We start from the raw sequence: 21863 nt of genomic DNA on the forward strand, positions 1-21863 counted from the left end.
GTGGAGGACCGCTGTGATCACCGCGATCGTGCTGATCCAGGCCGCCGCCGAGACCATTCCGGACGCGGCGCAGGCGATCGCCGACATCGAGGGCGTCACCGAGGTCTACTCGTGCGCCGGTGACGTCGACCTGATCGCCCTGGTCAAGGTCGCCCGGCACGAGGACCTCGCCGAGCTGGTGCCCGGCCACATCTCCAAGGTGCCGGGCGTGCTGAACACCGACACCCACATCTCGTTCCGGTCGTACTCGAAGCGCGACACGGACGCGGCGTTCGCCATCGGCCTCGACGACGCCTGAGCGGCGGCCTGCGCCGGCGGGACCGTGACGGGTTTCGCGGTCACCGGCGTCGCGGAGGCTCGAACGACCGCGCCGGACACCCGGCGGTGCCGTGGTCGCGCCGCGACCACTCCTCGATCGCGACGAAATCGGCGTCCGTCAGCCCCTGCCCGGGGTCGACCCGGTGCAGCAGCGCGTCGCCCCGGTGGTGCGCGGCCACCCACGCGCGGTCGGTCCGGGTGATCTCGTCGTCCACCCAGGCGAAGCAGCGCCCACCCGCCCGGTCGACCAGGGCGCGGGTCTTCCAGTGCAGACCGGCGCGTTCGTCCACCTCGGACGGTTCGGGCCACTCGACCACCGCGAGCGGCGGGAGGCCGAGGCGGGGCGCGACCGACTCGTTCGCCTCGGCCATCCACGTGGTCGCCCAGACCAAGTCGCACGGCAACGCGGCCAGCCGTCGCCCGAGCCGGGGGTCGATCCTGCTCAACAACGGATTGCCACCCGCCGGAACCGCTCCGTGGGTGGCGTACCCGCCGCCGCCGAACGGGATGAGCGGTCCATCCACGTCGAGGAAGAGCAGCGGACGCTTCTCCAGAGAGGCCACTGCCGCACCATAGCGCCCTGAACTGCGAGAAGGCCCCGCACCGGACAGGTGCGGGGCCTTCTCGGTCGAACGGTCAGTCCTCGGGCTGGGCCGGCTTCCCGGCCAGTTCGCCCGCGGGCTTGTTCTCGGCGGACAGGGAGTCCGCGGCGACACCGCGCTCGGCCCGGGCACGGCCCAGGGCGGCGGTCTCCTCCGGCGGGTCCGGGGTCAGGAAGCTGCCCGGCACCGGGTGCCCGGCCGAACCCAGCTTGTTCATCTTCTTCGGCACCGACGCGCCCTGGTAGGCCAGCGGCAGGGGGTGGCCGTGGTCGTCCACCGGGCCGAGCGGCTGGTGGACCTCGATGAACTCGCCGTGCGGCAGACGCTTGATGATGCCCGTCTCCACGCCGTGCTCCAGCACCTCGCGGTCGGCCCGCTGCAACCCGATGCAGATGCGGTAGGTGATGAAGTACGCCAGCGGCGGGACGAGGAGCATGCCGATGCGGCCCATCCACGTCATCGCGTTCAGCGAGATGTCGAACTTCATCGCGATGATGTCGTTGCCGCCCGAGAGCAGCAGCACCATGAAGTACGCGATCGCCATGGCACCCAGCGACGTCCGGACCGGCACGTCACGCGGGCGCTGGAGCAGGTTGTGGTGCGCGTAGTCCTTGGTCATCTTGCGCTCGATCCACGGGTACACCGCGGCCAGGCCGGTCAGCAGCGGCAGGCCGAGCATGAACGGCAGGAACGCCGCCGGCACCGTGTAGTTGCCCAGGTAGAGCTCCCACGCGGGCCACAGCCGGATCAGGCCGTCGGTCCAGCCCATGTACCAGTCGGGCTGCACGCCCGCCGACACCTGCGCCGCGTTGTACGGCCCGAAGTTCCAGATCGGGTTGATCTGGAAGACGCCGCCCATGATCGCGGTGACCGCCACGACCACCGCGAAGAACCCGCCGCCCTTGGCCGCGAACACCGGCATGATGCGCACGCCGACGACGTTGTTCTCCTTGCGGCCCACGCCCGGGAACTGCGTGTGCTTCTGGTACCAGACCACGCCCAGGTGCACCGCGATCAGCGCCAGGATGATGCCCGGGATGACCAGGATGTGCAGCGAGTAGAGCCGCGGGATGACCTCCGTGCCGGGGAACTCCCCGCCGAACAGCAGCCAGTTGGTCCACGTGCCGATCACCGGGATCGAGATCAGCAGCGCCGCCATCACCCGCAGGCCCGTGCCGGACAGCAGGTCGTCGGGCAGCGAGTAGCCGAGGAAGCCCTCGATCGCGCCGAGCATGAACAGCACGATGCCGATGACCCAGTTGATCTCACGCGGGCGCCGGAACGCGCCGGTGAAGAAGATCCGGAACATGTGCACCACGATCGCGCCCATGAACAGCAGCGCGGCCCAGTGGTGCACCTGGCGCACGAACAGACCGCCGCGCACCTCGAACGAGATCTGCAGGGTCGACTCGAACGCCCGGGACATCTCGATGCCCTGGAGGTTCACGAAGGCGCCGTTGTAGACGACCTCCTCCATGGAGGGGTCGAAGAACAGCGCCAGGTAGGTGCCGGACAGCAGCAGCACGATGAAGCTGTACAGCGCGATCTCGCCGAGCAGGAACGACCAGTGCGTCGGGAAGACCTTGTTCAGCTGCTTGCGCATCCCGGAGGCCATGTGGAACCGGTCATCGGCCCATTTGGCGGCGCCACCCGCCGCGCGGGCGCCTGCGCCCTGCCGCTTTGTCGGCGTGGTGATGCCGCTCATGACTTACGCTCCCAGAACGCCGGACCCACGGCCTCGATGAAGTCGCCGCGGGCAATCAAGTATCCGTCCTCGTCAACCGTGATCGGAAGCTGCGGGAGGGCGCGGGTCGCCGGGCCGAACCGGGGCTTGCCGTAGTGGAAGACGTCGAACTGCGACTGGTGGCAGGGGCACAGGAGCAGGCCGGTCTGCTGCTCGTACAGCGAGGTCGGGCACCCGAGGTGGGTGCAGATCTTCGAGTACGCGTAGTAGTCGCCGTAGTTGAAGTCCTCCTGGCCGGCCCGCTTGGTCACCGACTGGCCGGGGCGCAGGCGGATGAGCATGACCGGGCTGTCGGCCCGCTTCAGCGCGTGGACCAGGGCTTCTTCGTCGTCACGCTCCGACTCGCGGAACGGGAACACCGTTTCGAAACCACCTGCGTCGAGGTCCTCGGCACGCACCAGCGCGACCTCGTGGAAGTTGCCCGTGTGCCGGCGCAGGTAGACCTTCTCGCCGTCGTCGGACTTCCACGCGGTGTGCCACAGCGAGTCCTTCGAGTCGCTCTTCGCCCACGGGTTGCGGATCAGCCCGCCGACGCCCACGGCCAGCACGCCGAGGCCGAACACGCCGGCGCCCAGGCCCGCGGTGCGCTTGATGAGCGACCGGCGGCCGATCGTGGAGCGGTCGCCCGCGTCGGCCAGCTGGGCGAGGATCGTGGCCTTGTCGACCTCGGGCGAGCCACCGTCGTGGCGCTGCTGGACGGCCAGCTCCTCGGGGATGAACTTCTTCGTGTACAGCAGCGCGCCGACGCCGAGGCCGAGCACCGACAGACCCAGCGTCAACCCGATGACCGGCGTGTACAGGCTGTACAGGATGTGGTCGTTCGTGTGCGGCGCCTCGTACTTCCACGGCCACCAGATGAACGCCACGAGGAACGCGACGCCGGCGAGCGCGGCGATGGTGAACCACAGGGCCACCAGGCGCTCGGCGCGCTTCTCCGCGCGGGTGCCCTTGACCGGCCAGCGGTCCTCGTAGTGGACGAGTTCCACACCGTCCATGGCGGTGCCGAGCTTGACCAGCTCGTCCCGGCTCATCCCGGCGAGTTCCGCCTCGTCGGGCAGCTCGTTCGGCTTCACGCCGCTCATGCCTTGGCTCCGATCCAGAGGGTCACGCCGATCAGGGCGGCGATACCCACGATGAACGCGATCAGACCCTCCGATACCGGCCCGAGGCCGCCGAGGGGGGCGCCGCCGGGGTTGTTGTTCCCGTCGGTCACCGACTTGATGTACGCGATGATGTCTTCCTTCTCCTCCGGCGTGAGCTGCCGGTCGGAGAACTTCGGCATGTTCTGCGGGCCCGTGAGCATCGCGGTGTACAGCTGCTCTTCGGTCACGCCGTCGAGCTCGGGCGCGAACTTGCCGGACGACAGCGCCCCGCCGCGGCCGGTGAAGTTGTGGCACGCCGAGCAGTTGAGCCGGAACAGCTCGCCACCGCGGGCCGGGTCCTCGCCGCGCAGCGCCTCGCCGCGCTCCTCGGGGGTCTGCGGGCCGCCGCCGCGGGACTGGATGAACGCGCCGATCGCGTCCACCTCCTCCGGCGTGAACTTGGCGGGCTTGCGCTGCGCCTGCGCCTCCTGGCGGGCCATCGGCATGCGGCCGGAGGACACCTGGAAGTACACGGCCGCCTCGCCCACGCCGATGAGGCTGGGGCCGCGGTCCTGGACGCCGTCGAGGTTCTTGCCGTGGCAGGTGATGCAGGCGTTGTTGTAGAGCTGCTCACCCAGTCGCACCTGCGCCGGGTCGTCCTGCGCCTGCGCGGTCTGCGGCTGCGGCGCGAGGGCGCTGAACAGGAAGCCCGCGGCCAGCAGCGCGAAGCCCAGCGCGAGCAGGCCCGAGATCCGCCTGCGCAGCTTGGTGCCGCGCTTCCGGGCCCGTGTGGTGTTGGTGGTCATGTGTGCGGCAACCCTTGCTGGTGTGAGTTCGGGGTTCGAGCTGGTCAGGGCACGATGTAGATGATGGCGAACAAGCCGATCCAGACGACGTCGACGAAGTGCCAGTAGTACGACACGACGATGGCGGAGGTCGCCTGCGCGGGCGTGAACTTGCTCAGCTTCGTGCGGACCAGCAGGTAGCCGAACGCGATCAGGCCACCGATCACGTGCAGGCCGTGGAAGCCGGTCGTGAGGTAGAAGACGGTGCCGTAGGCCGAGGCCGGGATCGTCGTGCCCTCGCTCACGAGGGTGACGTACTCACCGGCCTGGCCGGCGACGAAGATGGCGCCCATGATCAGCGTCACGATGTACCAGCGGCGCAGACCGAACACGTCGCCCCGCTCGGCGGCGAACACGCCCCACTGGCACGTGAACGAGGACGCCACCAGGATGATCGTGAAGAACAGTGCGTAAGGCACGTTCAGGTGGGTCGGTGCTGGTGGCCAGGGCCCTTCGTTCTGGGCCTTCACCGTGAAGAACATGGCGAAGAGCCCCGCGAAGAACATGAGCTCACTGGACAGCCAGACGATCGTGCCGACGCTGACCATGTTCGGGCGGTTCAGCGAGTGCACGCGCTGGCCGATTGAGGGCGCTGCCGTTGTCACACGACGCATTATTGCTTGCAGGTTTTCGTCCCGCCCATCGGGTCCGGGGCACGTACGCAGGTCATCTGGGTCACACGCACGGTGAGGACGTCATGGGGTTGTTGAGCCGGTTGCGTGATCGCCGCGCGCGGCGGGGTGTACCCGCACTGGAGATCGATTCACCTGGTCTGTCGGTGGTGGTGGAGGCGTTCGACGTCGCCGAGGCCGATTCGGCCGTGCTGGCCAGGTCGCCGCGCTGGCGGGCGGGCGAGCCCGCGGTGCTGCGCCACCACCTGGTGCTGCCCCCTGACCAGGTGGAACGCGCGCGCGAGCTGCTCGCGCCGGACGGGTGGGAGCTCCGTCACGACGGGCGCTGGCAGGCGTTGCGGGTGCAGGAGCTGACCGCGCTGGCCTGCGCCCAGCAGCGGGCCCGGATGGCGAGCCTGGCGCAACGGCTCGGCGGCGACTGGATCGGGTGGGACGCACTTCAGGTCACGGGGAGCCGGCCGGATAGCATCAGCCCCACCTGGCACCCCGACCCGCCGGAGGATCGCGCCGATGAGCACGCAGACGACCAGGATCCTGGTGTTCAGCCACCGCCCCGAGGTGCGTGAGACGATCATCACTGCGGTGGGGCGCCGTCCCGCGCCCGACCTGGGTCGCGTCGAGTACGTCGAGGCGGGTGCGATCGCCGACGTCCTGTACGAGATGGACAACGGCGGCGTCGACCTGGCGATCCTGGACGGCGAGGCCCAGCCGACCGGTGGCATGGGACTGTCCCGGCAGCTGAAGAACGAGATCACCGACTGCCCCCCGATCGTGGTCGCGGTGCGTCGCAAGGACGACCGGTGGCTGGCGACGTGGTCGCAGGCGGACGCGGTGCTGGTGCACCCGCTCGACCCGCTGGCCGCCGCCGAGACCGTGGCCGAGGTGCTGCGCTCGACGGCCCTGCCCGTCGTCCGGGGCTGATGTCGCCGTGGAGCGCACCTGGCCGTTATTGCTGAACCAGCTCGTGGACCGGGTCGACCTCTCGCAGGACGACACGTCGTGGGCGATGGACCAAGTGATGTCCGGCGCCGCGACGCCCGCGCAGATCGCCGCGTTCGCGGTGGCGCTGCGGGCGAAGGGTGAGACGCCCGAAGAGGTCGACGGCATCGCCACGATGATGCTCAAGCACGCCCGCCGGTTCACCGTGGACGTGAACGCGGCCGACATCGTGGGCACGGGCGGTGACAGCTCCGGCTCGGTGAACATCTCGACCATGGCGGCGATCGTCACCTCCGCCGCCGGCGTGCCGGTGGTCAAGCACGGCAACCGCGCGGCGTCGTCCAAGTGCGGCACGGCCGACGTGCTCGAAGAGCTCGGCGTGGCCATCGACCTGCCGCCGCTGGGCGTGCAGCGGACGGTGCAGGAGCTGGGCATCGGCTTCTGCTTCGCCCCGGTGTTCCACCCCGGGTTCCGGCACGCGGGCGCGCCGCGGCGCGAGATCGGCATCCCGACCTCGTTCAACCTGCTCGGCCCGCTGACCAACCCCGCCCAGCCGAAGGTGGGCCTGGTCGGGTGCGCCCGGGTGGCGTTCGCGCCGCTGATCGCGGGTGTCTTCGCACGTCGGGGCAACACCATGCTGGTCGTGCGCGGTGACGACGGGATGGACGAGATCACCACGACCACCACGACGTCGGTGTGGGTCGCCGACGGCGGCGCGGTGCGCACCGACCGGATCGACCCGTCGGTGCTGGGCATCGCGCCGGCGCTGGCCGACGACCTCAAGGGCGGCGACGCCCCGGTGAACGCCGAGGTCGTGCGCGACCTGGTGGCGGGCAAGCCGGGTGCGGTGCGGGACGCGGTGCTGCTCAACGCGGCGGGCGCGCTCGCCACGCACGCCGGGCTCTCGGGCGACCTGCACGCGGACCTGGCGGGTGCGATGGGCCGGGCCGCGGCGGCGATCGACTCCGGTGCGGCGGCGGACCTGCTGCGGCGCTGGGCGGCGCGGTCGACGGAGCTGAAGAAGGCCCTCGCGGACGGCTGAGCCCGCCAGCGGCGGTTCGGCCGGTCTCAGCGGTCCTTCGACGTGCGGCTGCCGTACGCGGTGGCCGCGAGCCGGGCGAACGAGCGCACGAGCGGGCCGGGGTCGCCGTCCGTCCAGGCGACCACGAGGCGGCTCGGTGGCAGGTCGACCAGCGGCACCACCGTGAGCCCTCCGGGCAGCGCGTGGGCCAGCGGTGCCAACCCCACCGAGCCGTTCCACAGCACCGCCTGCAAGCACTCGTGGACCGTGCGCACGACCGGTCCGTCGCGATCCCGCCCGCCGCTCCAGTAGGCCTGCCAGACCGGGTCGGTGCCCTCCGGCAGGCGGAACCACCGGCGGTCGGCCAACTCGTCCGTGTGCACGCTCTCGCGGCCGGCCAGGGGATCGTCCGCGCGCAGGACCACGCCGACCGGGTCGCTGCGCAGGACGTGCGTGGCGATGCCCGTGTCGTCGAACGGCGCCCTGGTGAGGGCCACGTCGACCAGTCCCGCGCGCAGACCGGTGGTCGGGTCGGTGAAGTCGGCTTCGCGGATCCGGACGTGCACCTCGGGGTGGTGCGCGCGGTAGGCGGCGGCCAGCCGGGTGCCCGCTTGCTCGGCGCTGTCGGCGAGCGTGCCGATCGTGATGGTCGCCGTGCCGGCCGCGGCGGCGACCCTGGTGCGGACCTGGTCGGCCCGCGCGAGCAGCGTGCGCGCCTCGTCGTAGAGCGACGCGCCGGCCGGGGTGAGGGACACCCCGGCGGGTGAGCGGTGCAGCAGGAGGTGGCCGAGGTCGGTTTCGAGCTGCTTGATGGCGCGGCTGAGCGGGGGCTGGGTCATGTGCAGGCGTGCGGCGGCCCGTCCGAAGTGGAGTTCTTCGGCGACGGCGACGAAGTAGCGCAGCTCGCGGAGGTCCATCACCAGCGAAGATACCCGGGCGGTATCGGCGGTGCCGCATCGGGCTTGGACGGCTCCGACCGGTCCGGAGTGGACTGGTCGCATGACCGAACCCACGCTGTCCGAACCCAGGCCGACCGAACCCGCGCGGCGCGGACCAGCGCAATCCGGACCAACGCGATCCGAACCGACGCCGTCCGAACCGACGCCGTCCGGACCGACGCCGTCCGGACCAACGCCGTCCGGATTGGCGCCGTCCGGATTGGCGCTGCCCGATCCCGTCGTGCGGGTCGCCGACGCCCGTGACCTCGCCCGCGACCTCGTGGTCGTGCCGGACGGGGGTGTGCCGCTCGTGCCCAACATCGGCGTCATCGGCGGCTCGCACTCCGTGCTCGTGGTCGAGACGGGGTTGGGCGTCGGCAACGCCGAGGCCGTGCTGGAGTTCGCGGTCGAGCACGCCCGCGGGCGCAGGCTGTACCTGACCACGACCCACTTCCACCCCGAGCACGCGTTCGGCGCGCAGGTCTTCGCGGGCGAGGCGACCTTCCTGCTCAACCGCGACCAGGCCGACGACCTGGCCCGGAAGGGCCCCGGCTACCTGGAGATGTTCCGCGGCCTCGGCGAGTCGGTCGCCCGGCGGTTGGTCGGCGTCGAGCTCGCGCGGCCCGACGTCGTCTACGACCGCGAGCACGACCTGGACCTCGGTGGTCGGGTGGTGGAGCTGCGCGCCACGGGTCGGGCGCACAGCCGGGGCGACCAGGTGGTCCGGGTGCCGGACGCGGACGTGCTGTTCACCGGCGACCTGGTGGAGTCGGGCCGGTTCGCGATCTTCCCGTGGTTCCCGCCGCACGACACCGACGTCTCCGGCACCCGCTGGCTCGCGGTGCTGGAGCGCCTCGCCGCCTCCGGCGCCCGCACCGTCGTGCCCGGCCACGGCGAGGTCGGTGACGCCCGGCTGCTCACCGAGGTCCGCGAGTACCTCCGCCTGCTGCGCGACGAGACGTGGGCGCGCCGTGATTCGGCGATGGGCGAAGCGGCGATCGTCGAGGAGGTCGAGGCTCTGGTGGTGGAACGGCACCCCGAGTGGGTCGGTCGCGAGTGGATCGCGAAGGGCGTCGGCTGCCTGTGCGCGGAGCACGTCGCAGGCAACAGCGCCGACCAGGTGGGGTGAGCCGCGCCGACCGGGGTCGAGATGACGGCCACCTTTTCACCGCGGCGCAACGGTGGCCGGTCATGCTGTCAGCATGCTCTACACGGTGATGAAGCGAGTGGTGGCGCCCACGGCGCGGCTGGTCTACCGGCCGACGGTCGAGGGTCTCGAGAACGTGCCCACCGACGGTCCGGTGATCCTCGCGCCGAACCACTTGTCGTTCATCGACAGCATCGTCGTGCCGATGGTGGTGCCGCGCCGCGTCTCGTTCCTCGCCAAGGCCGAGTACTTCGACGGCAAGGGCGTCAAGGGCGCCCTCTCCCGCTACTTCTTCGGCTCCCTGGGCCACGTCCCCGTGCGCCGCGGGCTCGGTCGGGCCGCCAGGGCGTCCCTGGACACCGCCAAGGAGATCCTGGACGCCGGCGGCGCGTTCGCCATCTACCCCGAGGGCACGCGCTCGCTGGACGGCCGGTTGCACCGCGGTCGCACCGGCGTGGCCAGGATGGCGCTGGAGTCGGGCGCGCCGGTCGTCCCGGTCGGGATCATCGGCACCGACCAGGTGCAGCCGGTGGACCGCAGGCTGCCCCGCATCCGCCCGGTCACCGTCCGGTTCGGCCGGCCGCTGTGCTTCGACCGCTACGCGGGCATGCACGAGTCGCTGCCCGTGCTGCGCTCTGTCACCGACGAGATCGTCTACCGCATCCTGGAACTGTCCGAACAGGAGTACGTGGACAGCTACCAGAACTCGAACGCGGCCGCCTGACCCGCGGACGACTGAACCGAAAAAGGGGGCCACCCGAAGGTGGCCCCCTTTTTCCGGAATCCGTGCTCAGTCGTGGCTCGGACCGGTGTGGTACTCGAACACCAGGCCGCCGACGGCGATCAGCACCAGCACGACCGCGATCACCAGCAGCCAGACGTGCCAGAACGCCAGCGCCACGCCCGCCGTCGCCGCGGCCGCCGCCAGGCCGATGGGCCAGTAGCTGCCGGGGCTGAAGAAGCCCAGCTCACCGGCGCCGTCGCTGACCTCGGCGTCCGCGTTGTCCTCAGGCCGCACCTCGATGCGCCGGGCCACGAACCGGAAGTACGTGCCGACGATCAGCGCCAAGCCGCCGGTCAGCGCGAGCGCCACCGTGCCGGTCGGCTCGACGGCGTTGGTGTCCGCCCAGGTCCAGTAGCCGTACACGGCGGCCATGAGGAACGAGAACCCCATCACCAAGTCGAAAATGCGGGCTTCGACCTTCATCGCAGCGTCCTCCTACTTCCCACCGTCGGACGCCTCGCGGACAGTCCGGTCGGTGTCGAAGGGCTTGGTCGTCACGGCGTGCGGCGTGCACAGCTCACCGCAGTTCATCTCGGTCAACGCCTCGGCGGCCGTGTACGGCTGGGCGGTGTCGGGGTTCGTCTGCTTCCGCAGCTCGATGTACCGGTCGAAGTCTTCCGGCGTGAGCGCCCTGACCTCGAAGTTCATCACCGCGTGGTAGACGCCGCACAGCTCGGCGCACCGACCGACGAACGACCCGGTGCGGTCGATCTGGTCGATCTGGAACGAGTTGTCCTGGTTGTTCTTCTCCGGCTCGGGGAAGACGTCCCGCTTGAAGTGGAACTCGGGCACGAAGAACGAGTGGATGACGTCGGTCGACCGCAGGGTGAACCGGATCGACTTGCCCTGCGGCACCACCAGGAGCGGGATCTCGCCGGACGTGCCGACGGTGCTCACCGGCAGGTCGGACTCCTCGGTCTTGAACTGCGGGTACTGGAACTCCCAGTTCCACTGGAACGCGATCACGTCGACCGTGACGTCGGGGTCCTCGGACTTGTCCGTGACGTAGTTCTGCGTCACGGCGGTGAAGTAGAACAACACCGCGACGATGATCGTCGGCACGACCAGCAGCACGAGCTCCAGCGGCAGGTTGTAGGCGACCTGGCGGGGCAGTTCCTCGCTCTTCTTGCGGTGGAACGCCACCGACCACAGGATCAGGCCCCACACGATCACACCGACCGCGAGCGCCGCGACGACCGACCAGGTCCACAGCTCGCGCATCGCCTCGGCCTGCGGCGTCACGGCCACCGGCCAACCGAAGCGCAGCACCTCTTCCGTGGAGCAACCCGTGGCCCCGACGCCGACCAGGCCGACCAGCCCGCCGACCTTCGCCAGCCGGGCTGCCCTGGTGCCCTCCTTCAGGCCCACTGCTCGCCGCCTCCTCGCGCCACTGAACGTCACAAAAAGCTCGCAGGCAGGGGCGAAGTTCACCCCATGCCGGATCATGCGGGAGCGTAGCTCAGCGCACGGCACGTCACCCGCCGGGGGCTGCCCCCGTGGAGTGCAGTTTCGGTCACACAACCACCCCCCGGCATACTGGACTCTTCTCCACACGACACGAAGGGTGTTACGGCGTGTGCGGCCTGGTAGGACTGGTTTGCCCTGGCGAGAACGAGGCCGAGCGGGCGCGCTCGGCGGTGGCGGGGGCATTGCGCTGCATGCGCCACCGCGGCCCCGACGAGAGTGGCACCTGGCAGGGCGGTGAGGTCGTCTTCGGCTTCAACCGCCTCTCCATCATCGACATCGAGCACTCGCACCAACCCCTGCACTGGGGTCCGCACGACCAGCAGGGTCGGTACGCGATCCTGTTCAACGGCGAGATCTACAACTACGTCGAGCTGCGCGCGGAGCTGACCAAGCAGTTCGGCGCGGTGTTCGCCACCGACGGCGACACCGAGACGATCGTGGCGGCCTACCACTACTGGGGCCCGTCCGCGGTGGCGAAGCTGCGCGGCATGTTCGCGTTCCTGATCTGGGACAAGGCGCGCCGCGTCGTGTTCGGCGCGCGCGACCCGTTCGGCATCAAGCCGCTGTACTACGCGGCCGGTCCGGGCGGTGTGGCGTTCTCCAGCGAGAAGAAGTCGGTGCTGCAGCTGGCGCCGACGATCGGCATCACGCCGGAGGTCGACAAGAAGGCGCTGCAGCACTACCTGATCCTGCAGTACGTGCCGGAGCCGGAGTCGCTGCAGAGCGAGGTCCACCGCATCGAGTCCGGTACGTCGTTCACGCTCAAGCCGGGTGGCAGGCCCGTGGTCGAGCGGTACTTCCCGGCCACGTTCCGGCCGCGCGCGGTGCGCGGCGAGGCGGACGAGAACCGGCTGTACGACGAGATCACCGAGGCGTTGCGCGACTCGGTGGCCAAGCACATGCGCGCGGACGTGACGGTCGGCTCGTTCCTGTCCGGCGGCATCGACTCGACCGTGGTCGCGGCGCTGGCCAAGGAGCACAACCCGGACCTGATCACGTTCACCACCGGGTTCGAGCGGCAGGGCTACTCCGAGATCGACGTGGCCGCCGAGTCGGCCGCCGCGATCGGGGTGAAGCACGTGGTCAGGGCGGTGACGGCGCAGGAGATGATGGACGCCCTGCCGCTGATCACGTGGTACCTGGACGACCCGGTGGCCGACCCGGCGCTGGTGCCGCTGTGGTTCATCGCCCGCGAGGCGCGTGAGCACGTCAAGGTCGTGCTGTCGGGTGAGGGCGCGGACGAGCTGTTCGGCGGCTACACGATCTACCGGGAGCCGCTGTCGCTGGCGCCGTTCGAGAAGGTGCCGGGCGCGTTGCGCAAGGCCATGGGCAAGGTGTCGACCAAGATCCCGCAGGGCGTGCGCGGCAAGGACCTGCTGCGCCGCGGCGCGCTCACGCTGGAGGAGCGCTACTACGGCAACGCCCGGATCTTCATGGACGACCAGCTGCGGCAGGTCCTGCGCACGTACGACCCGAACGTGTCGCACAAGGACGTGACCGCGCAGCCCTACCGCGAGTCGGAGGGCTGGGACCCGGTGACGCGGATGCAGCACGTGGACCTGTTCACGTGGCTGCGCGGCGACATCCTGGTCAAGGCCGACAAGATGACGATGGCGAACTCGCTGGAGCTGCGGGTGCCGTTCCTGGACCCCGAGGTCTTCCGGATCGCGTCGCAGGTGCCGTCGGAGCTGAAGCTCACCAAGGAGACGACCAAGCACGCGTTGCGCCGGGCGATCCGCGACATCGTGCCCGCGCACGTGCTCAACCGGCGCAAGCTGGGCTTCCCGGTGCCGATCCGGCACTGGCTGAAGGACGAGATGCACGACTGGGCGGTGGAGGTCGTGCGCCAGTCGCAGACCGACCAGTACATCGACAAGGGCGCGGTGCTGCGGGTCATCGAGGAGCACCGGTCGGGGGTCGCGGACCACAGCAGGCGGATCTGGGCCCTGCTGGTGTTCATGATCTGGCACGGGATCTTCGTGGAGGGCCGGATCCGCCCGGTCGTGCCGGAGCCGCACTACCCGGTCAAGCTCTAGGGCTGTTCACCGCAGAGGCCCCCGGCGCGTGCGTGCCGGGGGCCTGCGCCGCGTGTGGGGCGTCGGCTCAGCCGGCTTCCTCCACCAGCAGGTCCCGGCAGTCGGCGACGACCTCGGGGCCCGCCTTCTCCCGGAGGATGCGGGACACGTCGCCGACCAGCTTGGTCAGGTGGGTCTTGCTGCGGGTCAGCTCCTCGATGCGGGTGTCGATGGAGGTCAGCTCCTCGTTCAGCAGCCGCAGCAGCGGCACGCAGCCCGCCTCGTCCTCGGGCAGTTCGACGTCCTGGTCGAACGCGTGCGCGAGCACCAGCCGCGCCAGCCGCACGTTCAGGCCCGCGCCGATGAGGCAGCGGACGGTGCGCACGCGCTCGACGTCGGACTCGTCGTAGACGCGGTAGTGGGAGTCCGTGCGCTGCGGCCTCAGCAGCCCGTGCTGGTCGTAGTAGCGCAGCATGCGCACCGTGGCGCCGGTCTTCTCCGCGAGTTCGCCGATCAGCACTTATTCCCACCCCTGCCGAAAAGAGCGTTCGATCACGCAACCTTGACCCTGACGTCAGTGTCACACTTTAGCGTCGTCGCCGTGATCACCTTCATCCTGATGCTCAGCGCATTCGCTGTGGGGACATCCGAGTTCATCATCGTCGGCGTGCTTCCCGAGGTCGCCACCGATCTCGGTGTGGACGTGCCGACCGCAGGCCTGCTGGTGACCGCGTACGCCGTCTCCGTCGCCCTGGGCGGTCCGGTGCTCACCGTGTTCACCGGGCGCATCGCGCGCCGCAAGCTCCTGATCTCCGTCATGGCGCTGGCCCTGGTGGCGTCGGTGGGCAGCGCCCTGGCCGACGACTACACCCTGCTCATGGTGGCGCGCATGGTGGCCGCCCTGGCCCAAGGCCTGTTCTTCGCGGTGGCGTCCCAGGTCGCCATCGCCGCCGTGCCGCCGGAGAAGCAGACCGCGGCCATCGCCAAGGTCGTCAACGGCGTCGCCCTGTCCACCATCCTCGGCATCCCGCTCGGCACGCTGATCGGTCAGAACTACGGCTGGCGGGCATCGTTCGTGCTGGTCAGCGCCCTGACCGCGATCGGGTTGGTCGGTGTCGTGCTCGGCACGCCGAAGGTGGCGCACGAGCCGGACCCCGGCGTGCGGGCCAGCCTGTTCGCGTTCGGCAAGCGGACCGTGCTGCTCGGTCTGGCCACCACGATCCTGTCGTTCACCGGCCTGATCACCGCGTTCACGTACGTCGCGCCCGCGCTGCGGGACGTGAGCGGGTTCGCGCCGGGCTGGGTGACCGGTGTGCTGCTCGTGTACGGCCTGGGGACGCTGGTCGGCAGCACGCTGGCGGGCAAGGTGCCGCCGCACCGGATCGCCCGCGTCCTGCCCGTGCCGCTCGCCGTGCTCGGCGTGATGCTGCTGGCGCAGGGGCTGATGCTGGAGAGCAAGGTGGCGGCCGTGGTGAGCGTGTTCGTGCTGGGCGCGAGCGCGTTCACCGCCGGTCCGCTGATCCACACCTACCTGATGGGGCAGGCGGGTTCGGCGGCCGGGTTGGTCGCCTCGGTGAACATCTCCGCGTTCAACGTGGCCGCGGCGCTGGGCCCGATGCTCGGCGGCGTGGTGCTGACCAGCGGACTCGGCCTGCAGTGGGTCGGGACCGTCGGCGGCGTGTCGACCATCCTCGGCGTGGGGGTGGCCCTGGTGGTCGGCAAGGTGACCGCCCGGTCGACGAGCCCGGCCCCCGTGCCGCTGGCCGCGCACGTGTGAGATGAGGCCCTACCGTGCGGCGATTACCGCCCGGTAGGGCTTTTGTCAAGGCAATGGCACGAATACGGTCGGGAAGGTGAGGAACACCGAAGCGGACACGTTGGACGAGCTGATCGAGGACTGCACCGAGCTGCCGCGCGAGCTGCGCGGCGCCGAGGGCAAGCCCCTCCAGGAACCGCGCCCCACCGCGCCGTGGCAGGTGGACGACGCCAACTACGCCCAGGTCGCGGACCTGGACGCCTACGTCTGAGACCGGCCTCGGGTGCTCACTCGGCGCGGTCGTCGACCGGGTCGGCTCGGAGCTCGTCAGGCCTGGGCAGTGGGCGGCGCGGTTCCCGGTCGCCCGCCCCACCCGCGTCCGGGTGCTCCTCGAAGTCGATGACGACAGGTGCGCCGCGGCGCACCTGTTCACCGGCCGGCGGCTCCTGCGCGGTGACGATCCAGGTGCCCGGCCAGGTCCGGGCGCCCAACCCCGGGCCGTCGACGTCACGTGACGTCACCACGACACCCGCCCGGTGTCCCCTGTCCCGGGCCTCGGGCACGGTCAACCCCACCAGGTGCGGCACGCTCGTGTGCGCCATGCGCTCCATGCTCCCGGAAACGGGAAGGGCCCCCGCCGTGTGGCGGGGGCCCTTCCCGAACTGACGTCCCAGCGGTCGATCAGTGGAACGAGTCGCCGCAGGCGCACGAACCGCCCGCGTTCGGGTTGTCGATGGTGAAACCCTGCTTCTCGATCGTGTCGACGAAGTCGATCACGGCGCCCTCGACGTACGGGGCGCTCATGCGGTCCACGGCCACCTTCATGCCGCCGAAGTCGCGCAGCGCGTCGCCGTCGAGCGTGCGCTCGTCGAAGAACAGCTGGTAACGCAGCCCCGCGCAACCACCGGGCTGGACGGCGATGCGCAGGTGCATGTCGTCGCGCCCCTCCTGGTCGAGCAGCGCCTTGGCCTTCACGGCAGCCGCGTCGGTCAGCGTCACGCCGTGGGTGGGCGGGGCTTCAGGAGTCGAGGTGACTGCGTCCTGAGCGGTCGTCATGGCTCTCCTCAGAGGTCCTTTGCGGGCATCTATTCCGGTATCTACTCCGGGCGAACACGGGAAGTACCCGCTTTGTTCCTACCCCCATGGTCGCACAGACGTCAGCGGCCTGGGTGTGACCAGTGCCTCGCCACGTGCGCGGCGAGGTCGGCCAGCGTGCCGGCCGGGTCCGCCATGCTGCGCTCCACCGACCCGGCGTGCTCGGCCACCGCGTACGACTCCTGCACGCCCGCCGCCGCGGCCTCGCGCCTGCCCACCGCGACCCGTCCCGCCAGCACCACGCACGGCACGCCGCGTTCGGCCGCGCCGCCGGCCACGGCCGTCACCAGCTTGCCCCGCAGCGACTGCCAGTCGAAGCTGCCCTCACCGGTCACGGCCAGGTCGGCGGCGTCCAGCGCCTCGTCCAGCCGGGTGAGCGAGCGGACCAGGCCCGCCCCGGACTCCACCACCGCCCCGAGCGCCATCAGCGCGGCTCCGAGGCCTCCCGCCGCACCCGCGCCGGGCAGGTCGCGAACGGCGGCCAGCTCGTCCATCGCGGCCAGCCGCGCCTCCAGCCGTTCCACCGCCTCGGACGACGCGCCCTTCTGCGGGCCGAACGTGCGCGCGGCGCCGTGCGGGCCCAGCAGCGGGTTCTCCACGTCGGAGGCGGCGACGAGCCGGGCCGTGACGGGCCGCACGGTCTCGCGCAGCCCCGCGCCGCCGTCGGTGGTCCCCGAACCGCCCAGACCGACCACGATCGTGTGCACGCGGGCGTCACCGGCCGCGTTGACGAGTTCGCCGACACCCCTGGTGGTGGCCGTCTCGGCGGTGCTCGGGCGCTGGTCGGCGGGGATGAGGTCCAGGCCGCAGGCCGCGGCGGACTCCAGGTAGGCGGTGCCGTCGTGCTCCAGCCACCGGGCCGGGACGGGCGTGCCCAGCGGGCCGGTGACGGTCGTCGTGTGCAGCGTGCCGCCCAGGGCGGCGTGCAGCACGTCCACGAAACCGGGTCCGCCGTCGGCCAGCGGGCGCAGGTGCAGTTCGTCGTCGGGAGCGGTTCGGCGCCAGCCCTCGGCCACGGCCTCGGCGACTTCCCGCGCGGTCAGCGTTCCGCCGAAGCAGTCCGGCGCAATAACAACTCGCACCTCGCGAACAGTACTTATCGGGGCATCTCCTACTCTGGTGTGGTGAGGTTCCTGCGCCGCAACGCCGACGAGACCGCCGAGACCACCGCCGATGACGCTCCCGCGGAGGTGACCTCGACGGATCCGTCGCGCACGCCCGGCAAGGGGCGACCCACGCCGAAGCGCCGAGAGGCCGAGGGCAAGAGGCGCGGTCCCGTGCCACCGCCGCCCCGGACGCAGCGCGAGGCGTTGAAGCGGGCGCGCGGGAGCAAGGTCTCCAAGGAGGAGCGGCGCGCGGCGGCGGTCGAACGGCGCCAGCGGATGATGGCGGGCGAGGACAAGTACCTCCTGCCCCGCGACCGCGGCCCGGTGAAGGCCTACATCCGCGACGTGGTCGACTCGCGGCGCAACCTCATGGGCCTGTTCATGCCGCTGGCCATCCTGGTGTTCGTCGCGCTGCTCGTGCCCATGCCCGCGGTGCAGCAGTACGCGACCCTGCTGACCACGTTCATGCTGCTCGCGATGGTCGTGGAGGGCTTCGTCCTCGGCCGGATGGTGAACCGGCGGGTGCGGCTGAAGTTCCCGAACGACACCACCCGCGGCCTGTCGCTGGGCTGGTACTCGTTCATCCGCGCCAGCCAGCTGCGGCGCCTGCGCGTGCCCAAGCCGAGGGTGCGCCCCGGCGACAAGGTGTGACCCCGTAGCTCGTTAGCTACCCGAACGATCCGGTACTAGGCTTGGCCGCATGGAGTTCCGACGCCTCGGCCGCAGTGGCCTGAACATCAGCGAGATCTCGTACGGCAACTGGCTCACCCACGGATCCCAGGTCGAGGAGGACCAGGCGACGGCCTGCGTCCGGGCCGCACTCGACGCCGGCATCACCACGTTCGACACGGCGGACGTCTACGCCAACACCAAGGCCGAGTCGGTGCTGGGCCGCGCGCTGACCGGTCAGCGCCGCGAGTCGCTGGAGATCTTCACCAAGGTCTTCTGGCCGACCGGGCCCGGCGGCCCGAACGACAAGGGCCTCGGTCGAAAGCACATCCTGGAGTCGATCAACGGCTCGCTCCAGCGGCTGCAGACCGACTACGTCGACCTCTACCAGGCCCACCGGTACGACAAGTCGGTGCCGCTGGAGGAGACGATGCTGGCCTTCGCCGACGTCGTCCGCTCCGGCAAGGCCCTCTACATCGGCGTCTCGGAGTGGAACGCCGACCAGATCGCCCGCGGGGCGGCGCTCGCGCGTGAGCTGAACGTGCCGTTCATCTCCAACCAGCCGCAGTACTCGATGCTGTGGCGCGTCATCGAGTCGCAGGTCGTGCCGACCTCCGAGCGCGAGGGCATCAGCCAGATCGTCTGGTCCCCCATCGCCCAGGGCGTGCTGACCGGCAAGTACCTGCCGGGTCAGCCCGTGCCCCAGGGCTCGCGGGCGACCGACGAGACCGGCTCGAAGTTCATCCAGCGCTTCCTCAACGACGACGTGCTGACCAAGGTCCAGCAGCTCAAGCCGCTGGCCGACGAGGCGGGCCTGTCCCTGGCCCAGCTCGCCGTGGCGTGGGTCCTCCAGAACCCGAACGTGGCCAGCGCGATCATCGGCGCGTCCCGCCCGGAGCAGGTGCACGAGAACGTCAAGGCCGCCGGCGTGAAGCTGGACGCCGACCTGATGAAGAAGATCGACGACGTGCTCGAAGGCGTCGTCGAGTCCGACCCGCGGTTCACCGTCACCCCGTGACGGCGCGCCCTCGCCCCGGCTACTCGGCCGGGGCGAGGGACATCGGGCCGTAGACCTCCGATTCGCTGCGCAGCAACGTCACCTGCGCGACCCCCGCCTCCCGCAGGTCGACCCACGCCGAACCGAACCAGTCCTCGGCCGCGGTCTGGTCGGGGAAGGCGACCCGTGGCCCCTCGACCTCGTGCCCCTGCTCGTCCTGGTACCGCCACCGGTACTCCATGACGGACCTCCTCGCGCTGCGCCGTACGGGTAACGTTCCCGGTCAGGCTATGTCGTCGTGGAACGGTTGGGGTGTGGTGTGACGCGTCGGACACTGGTGCTGGGCGGCGCGCGTTCGGGCAAGTCCGCGCACGCGGAGGGCCTGCTCACCGAGGACGTCGTGACCTACGTCGCCACCGCGCGGCGCTACCCCGACGACGCCGACTGGGAACTGCGGATCGCCCAGCACGTGGCCCGCCGTCCCGCCACCTGGACCACGGTCGAGGCGCCCTCCCCCACCGACCTGATCGCCCTGCTCACCGCCACCCGCGAGACCGACCCGCCGATCCTGGTCGACGACGTGGCCACCTGGCTCAGCGGCGCCCTGGACGACGCGGGCGCGTGGGAGGGCCACGGCATCGCGCAGGTGGAGGACGAGTGCGCCGCGCTGGTCCGCGCCGTCGCCCGAACCCGCGCCCGACTGGTCATGGTGTCGGCGGAGGTCGGCCTGGGCGTCGTGCCCAGCACCCACTCTGGCAGGCTCTTCCGCGATCACCTCGGCTCGCTCAACGCGCGGCTGGCCGAGGTGTGCGACGAGGTGCTGCTGGTCGTCGCCGGAATCCCACTGCGACTGCGCGAACCCGGAGGTAGTCGGTGACCATCGAGTTCCCGTCCGTCGAGCCACCCAGCGAGCACGTGCGCGTCGAGGCGACCGCCCGACAGGCCGTGCTCACCAAGCCCGTGGGCTCCCTGGGCAGGTTGGAGGAGCTCGGCGCGTGGGTCGCGGCGTGCCAGGGCGAGTGCCCGCCCCGCCCGTTCACCCGGCCCCGGGTCGTGGTGTTCGCGGGCGACCACGGCGTGGCGCAGCACGGCGTGTCGGCGTACCCGAGCGAGGTCACCGGCCAGATGGTGGCGAACTTCCTGGCGGGCGGCGCGGCGGTGAACGTCCTGGCGAACGTGGCCGGCGCCACCGTCCGCGTGGTGGACCTGGCGGTCGACGCCGAGACCGCCGTCGGTGACCACAAGGTGCGCCGGGGCTCCGGCTCCATCGACCGCGAGGACGCCCTCACACCGGAGGAAGCCGAGCAGGCGGTCGAGATCGGCCGCAAGCTCGTGGACGACGAGGTCGACGGCGGCGCGGACCTGCTCATCGCCGGCGACATGGGCATCGGCAACACGACACCCGCCGCGGTCCTGATCGCCGCCCTGACCGGCTCGGAGCCGGTGGCCGTGGTCGGTCGCGGCACCGGCATCGACGACCAGGCCTGGATGCGCAAGACCGCCGCCATCCGCGACGCCCTCCGCCGTGCCCGTCCGGTGATCAACGACCCCATGGCCCTGCTGGCCACCGCCTCGGGTGCGGACATCGCCGCCATGGTGGGCTTCCTGGCCCAGGCGGCGATCCGCAAGACCCCGGTGATCCTCGACGGCGTGGTCGTCGGCGCGGCGGCCGTCGTGGCCGAGGAACTGGCGCCCGGAGCGCGCGACTGGTGGGTCGCGGGCCACCGCTCCGTCGAGCCCGCGCACGCCCTGGCACTGGGACACCTGAGCCTGGAACCGCTGCTGGAGTTCGACATGCGACTGGGCGAGGGCTCAGGTGCCGTGGCGGCGTTGCCCCTGGTGGTGATGGCGACCCGGATCCTGGCCGAGATGGCGACCTTCGACAGCGCGGGCGTCTCCGGACCGGCCTGATGCGCCTGGCCCTGTCCTGGCTGACGGTGCTGCCCGTCCGCGTCGGCAACGAGGTCGACACCCGGGCAGCACAGCGGGCCATCGCGCTCGCACCGTTCGTCGGCCTGCTGCTGGGCGCCGCCGCCACCGGCCTGCTCCTGATCCCCCTGCCCGACCTGCTCGCGGGCTTCCTCGTGGTCGGCTTCCTCGCCCTGGCCACCCGCGGCATGCACCTGGACGGCCTGGCCGACACCGCCGACGGCCTGGGCTGCTACGGCCCACCGGAACGCGCCCTGGCCGTCATGAAGGACGGCGGCGCCGGCCCGTTCGCGGTAGTGGCGCTGATCGTCGTCCTCGGCGCCCAAGCCGCCGCCTACCCCCACGTCCACTGGAGCGCGGTACTGCTCGCCCTGACCACCGGCCGTGCCGCCTTCATCCTGTGCTGCCTGCGCGGCACCCCCGCCGCCCGCCCAGAGGGCCTGGGAGCCCTGGTAGCCGGCACCCAACCCCCCTGGCTGGCCGCAACGTGGTGGACAGCCCTGGCCACCGCCGGCTTCTTCGTCCACCCCTGGAAAGGCCCAGCCGCCATCCTCCTGGCCGCCACCCTCGTCCTACTGCTGCTCCACCACACCCGCAAACGCTTCGGCGGAATCACCGGCGACGTCCTGGGCGCGGCGTGCGAAACCGCCACCCTGACCGTCCTCACCATCACCGCCCTCTAAGCTTGCCGTTTAAGCTGTTCGGCGGGGTTTGGTGCCCTTCTTGTGGTGGGCTGGTCGGGTGTGTGCCTGGCCGGTGGCCAGGAGTAGGCCGACG

26 protein-coding genes and 1 pseudogene are annotated in these 21863 nt (G+C 70.9%); 14 read left to right on the top strand and 13 right to left on the bottom strand.

Annotated elements, in window-relative coordinates; genetic code table 11:
• The first annotated feature begins 13 nt into the window (after positions 1 to 13).
• Positions 14 to 298 carry an Lrp/AsnC ligand binding domain-containing protein gene (locus AB0K14_RS38610; RefSeq protein WP_360460692.1) on the top strand — a complete coding sequence of 95 codons (285 nt, stop codon included), beginning with the start codon at positions 14 to 16 and terminating at the stop codon, positions 296 to 298.
• Between the two features lie 40 nt (positions 299 to 338).
• Here AB0K14_RS38610 and AB0K14_RS38615 read toward each other — a convergent pair whose 3' ends face one another.
• The 5 genes from AB0K14_RS38615 to AB0K14_RS38635 form a co-directional block, all read right to left on the bottom strand.
• Entirely contained in the window at positions 339 to 881 is a 543-nt protein-coding gene (locus AB0K14_RS38615) for an HAD domain-containing protein (RefSeq protein ID WP_360460695.1), read from the bottom strand.
• Between the two features lie 73 nt (positions 882 to 954).
• On the bottom strand, positions 955 to 2625 hold the full coding sequence (locus tag AB0K14_RS38620; RefSeq protein ID WP_360460698.1) for a cytochrome bc complex cytochrome b subunit: 1671 nt from the start codon (positions 2623 to 2625) through the stop codon (positions 955 to 957).
• On the bottom strand, positions 2622 to 3746 hold the full coding sequence (locus AB0K14_RS38625; RefSeq protein WP_360460701.1) for a ubiquinol-cytochrome c reductase iron-sulfur subunit: 1125 nt from the start codon (positions 3744 to 3746) through the stop codon (positions 2622 to 2624). The genes AB0K14_RS38620 and AB0K14_RS38625 overlap by 4 nt, the downstream gene beginning before the upstream one ends.
• Entirely contained in the window at positions 3743 to 4552 is an 810-nt protein-coding gene (locus AB0K14_RS38630) for a cytochrome c (RefSeq protein WP_360460704.1), read from the bottom strand. Before AB0K14_RS38630 ends, AB0K14_RS38625 begins: the two co-directional genes overlap by 4 nt.
• A 44-nt stretch (positions 4553 to 4596) precedes the next feature.
• The gene (locus tag AB0K14_RS38635; RefSeq protein ID WP_360460707.1) at positions 4597 to 5205 is read right to left on the bottom strand and encodes a heme-copper oxidase subunit III; all 609 of its coding nucleotides are present in this window, start codon (positions 5203 to 5205) and stop codon (positions 4597 to 4599) included.
• A gap of 83 nt (positions 5206 to 5288) precedes the next feature.
• Here AB0K14_RS38635 and AB0K14_RS38640 point away from each other — a divergent pair.
• The 3 genes and pseudogenes from AB0K14_RS38640 to trpD form a co-directional block, all read left to right on the top strand.
• Positions 5289 to 5666: pseudogene (locus AB0K14_RS38640) on the top strand (hypothetical protein); the annotation flags it as partial.
• A 67-nt stretch (positions 5667 to 5733) separates the two neighbouring features.
• On the top strand, positions 5734 to 6144 hold the full coding sequence (locus AB0K14_RS38645; protein WP_360460710.1) for a hypothetical protein: 411 nt from the start codon (positions 5734 to 5736) through the stop codon (positions 6142 to 6144).
• A gap of 7 nt (positions 6145 to 6151) precedes the next feature.
• Entirely contained in the window at positions 6152 to 7204 is a 1053-nt protein-coding gene (gene trpD / locus AB0K14_RS38650) for an anthranilate phosphoribosyltransferase (RefSeq protein WP_360460713.1), read from the top strand.
• Between the two features lie 26 nt (positions 7205 to 7230).
• Here the strand turns inward: trpD and AB0K14_RS38655 are convergent, their stop codons facing one another.
• Entirely contained in the window at positions 7231 to 8100 is an 870-nt protein-coding gene (locus AB0K14_RS38655) for a LysR family transcriptional regulator (RefSeq protein ID WP_360460714.1), read from the bottom strand.
• A 226-nt stretch (positions 8101 to 8326) separates the two neighbouring features.
• On the opposite strand from AB0K14_RS38655, the gene AB0K14_RS38660 reads away from it, so the two are divergent.
• Together AB0K14_RS38660 and AB0K14_RS38665 are read left to right on the top strand one after the other, a co-directional pair.
• Complete coding sequence (locus AB0K14_RS38660) at positions 8327 to 9250, top strand: MBL fold metallo-hydrolase (RefSeq protein WP_360460717.1); 924 nt, start codon at positions 8327 to 8329, stop codon at positions 9248 to 9250.
• Between the two features lie 73 nt (positions 9251 to 9323).
• On the top strand, positions 9324 to 9992 hold the full coding sequence (locus AB0K14_RS38665; RefSeq protein ID WP_360460719.1) for a lysophospholipid acyltransferase family protein: 669 nt from the start codon (positions 9324 to 9326) through the stop codon (positions 9990 to 9992).
• Between the two features lie 66 nt (positions 9993 to 10058).
• Here AB0K14_RS38665 and AB0K14_RS38670 read toward each other — a convergent pair whose 3' ends face one another.
• Together AB0K14_RS38670 and coxB are read right to left on the bottom strand one after the other, a co-directional pair.
• Complete coding sequence (locus AB0K14_RS38670; RefSeq protein ID WP_360460722.1) at positions 10059 to 10475, bottom strand: cytochrome c oxidase subunit 4; 417 nt, start codon at positions 10473 to 10475, stop codon at positions 10059 to 10061.
• A gap of 12 nt (positions 10476 to 10487) precedes the next feature.
• A complete protein-coding gene (gene coxB, locus AB0K14_RS38675) occupies positions 10488 to 11420 on the bottom strand; it encodes a cytochrome c oxidase subunit II (protein WP_360460725.1) in 933 nt (310 codons plus the stop codon).
• A 206-nt stretch (positions 11421 to 11626) separates the two neighbouring features.
• Here coxB and asnB point away from each other — a divergent pair, with 206 nt between their 5' ends.
• Complete coding sequence (gene asnB / locus AB0K14_RS38680) at positions 11627 to 13555, top strand: asparagine synthase (glutamine-hydrolyzing) (RefSeq protein ID WP_360460728.1); 1929 nt, start codon at positions 11627 to 11629, stop codon at positions 13553 to 13555.
• A 67-nt stretch (positions 13556 to 13622) separates the two neighbouring features.
• Here asnB and AB0K14_RS38685 read toward each other — a convergent pair whose 3' ends face one another.
• Positions 13623 to 14054, bottom strand: coding sequence for a MerR family transcriptional regulator (locus AB0K14_RS38685; protein ID WP_360460730.1), 432 nt, complete (start codon positions 14052 to 14054; stop codon positions 13623 to 13625).
• A gap of 81 nt (positions 14055 to 14135) precedes the next feature.
• Between AB0K14_RS38685 and AB0K14_RS38690 the strand changes: the two genes are divergently transcribed.
• Both AB0K14_RS38690 and AB0K14_RS38695 read left to right on the top strand, forming a co-directional pair.
• A complete protein-coding gene (locus tag AB0K14_RS38690; protein WP_360460733.1) occupies positions 14136 to 15311 on the top strand; it encodes an MFS transporter in 1176 nt (391 codons plus the stop codon).
• Between the two features lie 76 nt (positions 15312 to 15387).
• Positions 15388 to 15561 (top strand): hypothetical protein, encoded by a 174-nt coding sequence (locus AB0K14_RS38695; protein WP_360460736.1) that lies wholly within the window; start codon positions 15388 to 15390, stop codon positions 15559 to 15561.
• A 16-nt stretch (positions 15562 to 15577) separates the two neighbouring features.
• On the opposite strand, the gene AB0K14_RS38700 is transcribed toward AB0K14_RS38695, so the two are convergent.
• The 3 genes from AB0K14_RS38700 to AB0K14_RS38710 all read right to left on the bottom strand — a co-directional run bounded on the left by AB0K14_RS38700 (position 15578) and on the right by AB0K14_RS38710 (position 17467).
• Complete coding sequence (locus AB0K14_RS38700) at positions 15578 to 15892, bottom strand: PASTA domain-containing protein (protein ID WP_360460739.1); 315 nt, start codon at positions 15890 to 15892, stop codon at positions 15578 to 15580.
• A 79-nt stretch (positions 15893 to 15971) separates the two neighbouring features.
• Complete coding sequence (locus AB0K14_RS38705; RefSeq protein WP_360460741.1) at positions 15972 to 16346, bottom strand: iron-sulfur cluster assembly accessory protein; 375 nt, start codon at positions 16344 to 16346, stop codon at positions 15972 to 15974.
• 101 nt (positions 16347 to 16447) lie between these two features.
• Positions 16448 to 17467, bottom strand: coding sequence for a glycerate kinase (locus AB0K14_RS38710; protein WP_360460744.1), 1020 nt, complete (start codon positions 17465 to 17467; stop codon positions 16448 to 16450).
• Positions 17468 to 17509: 42 nt separating this feature from the next.
• On the opposite strand from AB0K14_RS38710, the gene AB0K14_RS38715 reads away from it, so the two are divergent.
• Both AB0K14_RS38715 and AB0K14_RS38720 read left to right on the top strand, forming a co-directional pair.
• Positions 17510 to 18142 (top strand): DUF3043 domain-containing protein, encoded by a 633-nt coding sequence (locus AB0K14_RS38715; RefSeq protein WP_360460747.1) that lies wholly within the window; start codon positions 17510 to 17512, stop codon positions 18140 to 18142.
• Positions 18143 to 18191: 49 nt separating this feature from the next.
• Complete coding sequence (locus AB0K14_RS38720; RefSeq protein WP_360460750.1) at positions 18192 to 19178, top strand: aldo/keto reductase family protein; 987 nt, start codon at positions 18192 to 18194, stop codon at positions 19176 to 19178.
• 19 nt (positions 19179 to 19197) lie between these two features.
• Here AB0K14_RS38720 and AB0K14_RS38725 read toward each other — a convergent pair whose 3' ends face one another.
• Entirely contained in the window at positions 19198 to 19398 is a 201-nt protein-coding gene (locus tag AB0K14_RS38725; RefSeq protein ID WP_360460753.1) for a hypothetical protein, read from the bottom strand.
• A 78-nt stretch (positions 19399 to 19476) separates the two neighbouring features.
• On the opposite strand from AB0K14_RS38725, the gene cobU reads away from it, so the two are divergent.
• From cobU to AB0K14_RS38740, 3 genes are read left to right on the top strand one after another with little or no spacing between them, the layout of a single operon-like run.
• Positions 19477 to 20034: a bifunctional adenosylcobinamide kinase/adenosylcobinamide-phosphate guanylyltransferase gene (cobU, locus tag AB0K14_RS38730; protein ID WP_360460756.1), complete on the top strand. Its 558-nt coding sequence runs from the start codon at positions 19477 to 19479 to the stop codon at positions 20032 to 20034.
• Positions 20031 to 21068, top strand: coding sequence for a nicotinate-nucleotide--dimethylbenzimidazole phosphoribosyltransferase (gene cobT, locus AB0K14_RS38735; protein ID WP_360460759.1), 1038 nt, complete (start codon positions 20031 to 20033; stop codon positions 21066 to 21068). Before cobU ends, cobT begins: the two co-directional genes overlap by 4 nt.
• A complete protein-coding gene (locus AB0K14_RS38740) occupies positions 21068 to 21769 on the top strand; it encodes an adenosylcobinamide-GDP ribazoletransferase (RefSeq protein WP_360460762.1) in 702 nt (233 codons plus the stop codon). Before cobT ends, AB0K14_RS38740 begins: the two co-directional genes overlap by 1 nt.
• Positions 21770 to 21863 lie beyond the last annotated feature (94 nt).

Source organism: Actinosynnema sp. NPDC050801 (assembly GCF_040673975.1).
Lineage (GTDB): Bacteria > Actinomycetota > Actinomycetes > Mycobacteriales > Pseudonocardiaceae > Actinosynnema.

Bases quoted from the DNA above. Each gene is read 5' to 3' on its own strand.
- AB0K14_RS38725 (WP_360460753.1), bottom strand. From the start codon at position 19,398: ATGGAGTACCGGTGGCGGTACCAGGACGAGCAGGGGCACGAGGTCGAG.
- AB0K14_RS38645 (WP_360460710.1), top strand. From the start codon at position 5,734: ATGAGCACGCAGACGACCAGGATCCTGGTGTTCAGCCACCGCCCCGAG.
- AB0K14_RS38635 (WP_360460707.1), bottom strand. From the start codon at position 5,205: ATGCGTCGTGTGACAACGGCAGCGCCCTCAATCGGCCAGCGCGTGCAC.
- AB0K14_RS38670 (WP_360460722.1), bottom strand. From the start codon at position 10,475: ATGAAGGTCGAAGCCCGCATTTTCGACTTGGTGATGGGGTTCTCGTTC.
- AB0K14_RS38700 (WP_360460739.1), bottom strand. From the start codon at position 15,892: ATGGCGCACACGAGCGTGCCGCACCTGGTGGGGTTGACCGTGCCCGAG.
- AB0K14_RS38625 (WP_360460701.1), bottom strand. From the start codon at position 3,746: ATGAGCGGCGTGAAGCCGAACGAGCTGCCCGACGAGGCGGAACTCGCC.
- AB0K14_RS38665 (WP_360460719.1), top strand. From the start codon at position 9,324: ATGCTCTACACGGTGATGAAGCGAGTGGTGGCGCCCACGGCGCGGCTG.
- AB0K14_RS38740 (WP_360460762.1), top strand. From the start codon at position 21,068: ATGCGCCTGGCCCTGTCCTGGCTGACGGTGCTGCCCGTCCGCGTCGGC.
- AB0K14_RS38720 (WP_360460750.1), top strand. From the start codon at position 18,192: ATGGAGTTCCGACGCCTCGGCCGCAGTGGCCTGAACATCAGCGAGATC.
- AB0K14_RS38705 (WP_360460741.1), bottom strand. From the start codon at position 16,346: ATGACGACCGCTCAGGACGCAGTCACCTCGACTCCTGAAGCCCCGCCC.
- AB0K14_RS38620 (WP_360460698.1), bottom strand. From the start codon at position 2,625: ATGAGCGGCATCACCACGCCGACAAAGCGGCAGGGCGCAGGCGCCCGC.
- AB0K14_RS38630 (WP_360460704.1), bottom strand. From the start codon at position 4,552: ATGACCACCAACACCACACGGGCCCGGAAGCGCGGCACCAAGCTGCGC.
- AB0K14_RS38655 (WP_360460714.1), bottom strand. From the start codon at position 8,100: ATGGACCTCCGCGAGCTGCGCTACTTCGTCGCCGTCGCCGAAGAACTC.